This window comes from Actinophytocola sp. (assembly GCF_050699935.1).
Taxonomy (GTDB): Bacteria; Actinomycetota; Actinomycetes; order Mycobacteriales; family Pseudonocardiaceae; genus Actinophytocola.
Window position 1 is genome coordinate 1 of record NZ_JBOHGB010000280.1, and the last position, 3,334, is coordinate 3,334.

2 protein-coding genes and 1 pseudogene are annotated in these 3,334 nt (G+C 71.1%); all 3 read right to left on the reverse strand.

The annotated features are described in order from the left end of the window. The coding region (gene ftsH, locus ACRDTB_RS37770) for an ATP-dependent zinc metalloprotease FtsH (protein WP_431437074.1) at nt 1–2,041 on the reverse strand (2,041 nt) is incomplete at its 3' end. 295 nt (nt 2,042–2,336) lie between these two features. Next, nucleotides 2,337–3,095: an ESX secretion-associated protein EspG gene (locus ACRDTB_RS37775; RefSeq protein ID WP_431437075.1), complete on the reverse strand. Its 759-nt coding sequence runs from the start codon at nt 3,093–3,095 to the stop codon at nt 2,337–2,339. Nucleotide 3,096: 1 nt separating this feature from the next. Continuing rightward, nucleotides 3,097–3,334 (reverse strand): annotated as a pseudogene (locus ACRDTB_RS37780) (hypothetical protein); the annotation flags it as partial.

A 3,334-nucleotide genomic window follows, 5' to 3' on the forward strand; every position in this document is an offset into this window, starting at 1 on the left:
GCTCCGGACTCGGCCGCGGCGGCGGGCCGCCCGGCAGCTCGCCGGCACCGGGCGCGGTGCGGACCGGGGTCGGCTCGGGCTCCTCGCGAACCGGCGGCCACGGCTCGCCGCGTTCCTTGGCCAGCTCGCCGGGCGTCTTGATCGGCGGCTTGTCCGACGGCGTGCGGCCGCCGAACTCGTTGAACGCGGTGATCCGGGGGCGCTTCTCCACCTTCGAGAAGATCCGCTCCAGGTCCCTGCGCTGCAGGGTCTCCTTGTCCAGCAGCTCGATCACGAGGTTGTCGAGCACGTCCCGGTAGGTGTTCAGCACGTCCCACGCCTCGGTGTGCGCCGCCTCGATGAGCTTGCGCACCTCCTCGTCGATCTCGTGCGCCACCTCGAGGGAGTAGTCGGGCGCGTGACCCATCGACCGGCCGAGGAACGGGTCACCCTGGTCCTGGCCGTACTTGACCGCGCCGAGCCGGGCCGACATGCCGTACTCGGTGACCATCGCCTTCGCGATCTTGGTGGCCTGCTCGATGTCGCTCGACGCACCGGTGGTCGGCTCGTGGAAGACCAGCTCCTCCGCGGAGCGGCCACCCAGCGCGAACACCAGCCGGGCGATCATCTCCGAGCGGGTCATCAGCTGCTTGTCGTCCTCGGGCACGACCAGCGCGTGCCCGCCGGTGCGCCCGCGCGGCAGGATCGTCAGCTTGTACACCGGCTCGAGGTCCGGCATCGCCCACGCGGCGAGCGCGTGCCCGCCCTCGTGGTAGGCGGTGATCTTCTTCTCCTTCTCGGAGATGATCCGGCTCTTGCGAGCCGGGCCGCCGATCACGCGGTCGACCGACTCCTCCAGCGCGGCACTGTCGATCATGGAGCCGTTCTGGCGGGCGGTGAGCAGGGCGGCCTCGTTGATCACGTTGGCCAGGTCGGCGCCGGACATGCCGACGGTGCGCTTGGCCAGCGCGTCGAGGTCCGCGTCCGGGTCGAGCGGCTTGCCCTTGGAGTGCACATGCAGGATCTTCTTGCGGCCCAGCAGGTCCGGCGCCGACACCGGGATCTGCCGGTCGAAGCGGCCCGGGCGCAGCAGCGCCGGGTCGAGGATGTCCGGCCGGTTGGTGGCCGCGATGAGGATGATGCCGCCGCGCGCGTCGAAGCCGTCCATCTCCACCAGCAGCTGGTTGAGGGTCTGCTCGCGCTCGTCGTGACCGCCGCCGAGGCCGGCACCACGCTGGCGGCCGACCGCGTCGATCTCGTCGACGAAGATGATGCACGGCGCGTTCTGCTTGGCCTGCTCGAACAGGTCACGCACGCGGGAGGCACCAACACCGACGAACATCTCGACGAAGTCGGACCCGGAGATCGAGTAGAACGGCACGGCCGCCTCGCCGGCGACCGCGCGGGCCAGCAGCGTCTTGCCGGTGCCGGGCGGGCCGTAGAGCAGCACGCCCTTCGGGATCTTCGCGCCGAGCGCCTGGTAGCGACCGGGGCTCTGCAGGAAGTCCTTGATCTCGTAGAGCTCCTCGACCGCCTCGTCGACACCCGCCACGTCCTCGAAGGTCGTCTTCGGCATGTCCTTGGGCAGTTGCTTCGCCTTGGACTTGCCGAAGTTGAGCACCCGGTTCCCGCCGCCCTGGACGTTGTTCATCATCCACATCAGCAGGATGAGCAGCAGGCCCAGCGGGATGAGGAAGATCAGGATCTGGGTGAGGAACGACTCCTGGGTGACCGTGGTGTTGAACTCGGTCCGTTCGTCGGCGCGGTCCTGCAGCTGGCGATAGATGTCGCCGGTGGCCGCGGCCGGGAACTGCGTGATGATCTGCGTGACTCGCTGGCCGTCCTGCTCGATCGGGTCGCGCAGGGTCAGCTTGAGCCGCTGTTCCTTGTCCTCGAGCTCCGCCTTCTCGACATTGCCGCCGGTCACCTGCGAGACGGCCTTGGAGGTGGGCACCTCCGTGTAGCCACGCGTGTCGTCGAACAGCAGGCTGATCAAGAAGTAGAGCAGCAACACCACCAAGATCCACACCAGTGGGTTGCGCAGCAGGCGCTTGCGGTCCATCAACTTACGGCCGCGGTGCGGCCCGACCCTCCCTGACTTGCATGTAGGGCGCTGAGGCCCATTACCGGCCGGACAAGGCACTCCGGTCCACCCAGCGTACCGCCCGCAGCGGAGCACCCACGCTGCGAAGTACCCGAGGTGGGCTCTCCTCTGGTCAACGGCCACGCGGCGGAATCGGTTCCCGACCTGGTCGTGCAGGTCAGGAGGCCGCCGGGTCGACCGTCGTGGGACGGGCTCGTCCGACTGTTCGACTCAGCCCGAAGGTAGGTGAGTGGGCCCTGGTGCGGCGGCCGCACTAGCGGCGGTCGCTCGTCACCTCGGTGACCAGCTCGCCGATGCGATGCCGCAGCGTGGCCGCGTCGGCGGGGGCGATCGTGACCCAGTCGCGACCATCGCTCGAGCCGCGGGTCTGGGTCAGGTAGCGGCCGGTCTCGTTGTCGAACCACGCGAGCACCGGGGAGCGCCGGCGGCCGCGCATATCGCTGCGGCTGTTCACGCCGATCTGGCCGCCGCGCCGGTTCGGCATGGCGGTCAGCGTCGCGAGGGCCTTGCGGGTCTCGGCGGTGCTGGTGCGGTTCGGCGCGCCGGCCGGGACCGTCTGGTGGAGCTCCTCGGCCGGAACGGAGATCGACTGCTCGGAGCCGCGCGAGGCACCCGGCAGCATGCCGACGATCGCGGACACGAGGCCGTCGCGCGGGATCGAGCGCAGCCGCAGGCCGTCGGGCTGCTGGACGGCGAGGACCGCGCCGGCCCGGGCGGCCGCGGCCAGGGCGAGCACCGGGGCCGCGTCCCGGTCGGGCAGGAACACCGAGTCGATGCTGAGGTCGGGCTGGGCCAGCGTGCCGAGCCAGTCCTCCAGCTGCGGGTCGAGCCGGCCGGCGTGGTCGATGAGCCCGCCCGCGACGAGGTCCTCGCGGACCCGCCTGCGCAGCGCGGCACGCTCGTCCATCGTCGCGCCGTGCGAGCGGGCCTCGAGCGGGTAGGGCAGCTCGCCCGCGTCGAGGGCCTCCCAGAGAAAGTCGAGCGCGAGCGGGGCGATGAGGCGGTCGGCCACGTCAGTCGTCCTTGTCGCCACCGATGACCGGCGGCGCGGCGAGCTCGTCGCTGCCGAACGTGCCCTCCGGATCACCCTCGATGAGGAACGAGGGGCGCTCGTGCTCGTCGTCCTCCTCGCCGCTGCGCCGCGCGCCGGCGGGACCCATGCCGGCCCCGCCGCGTCCGGCCGCACCCGAGCCCGAGACACCGGCGACCGGACCACGCGCTCCCGCGCCGCCTCCGCGTGCGCCCTCACCC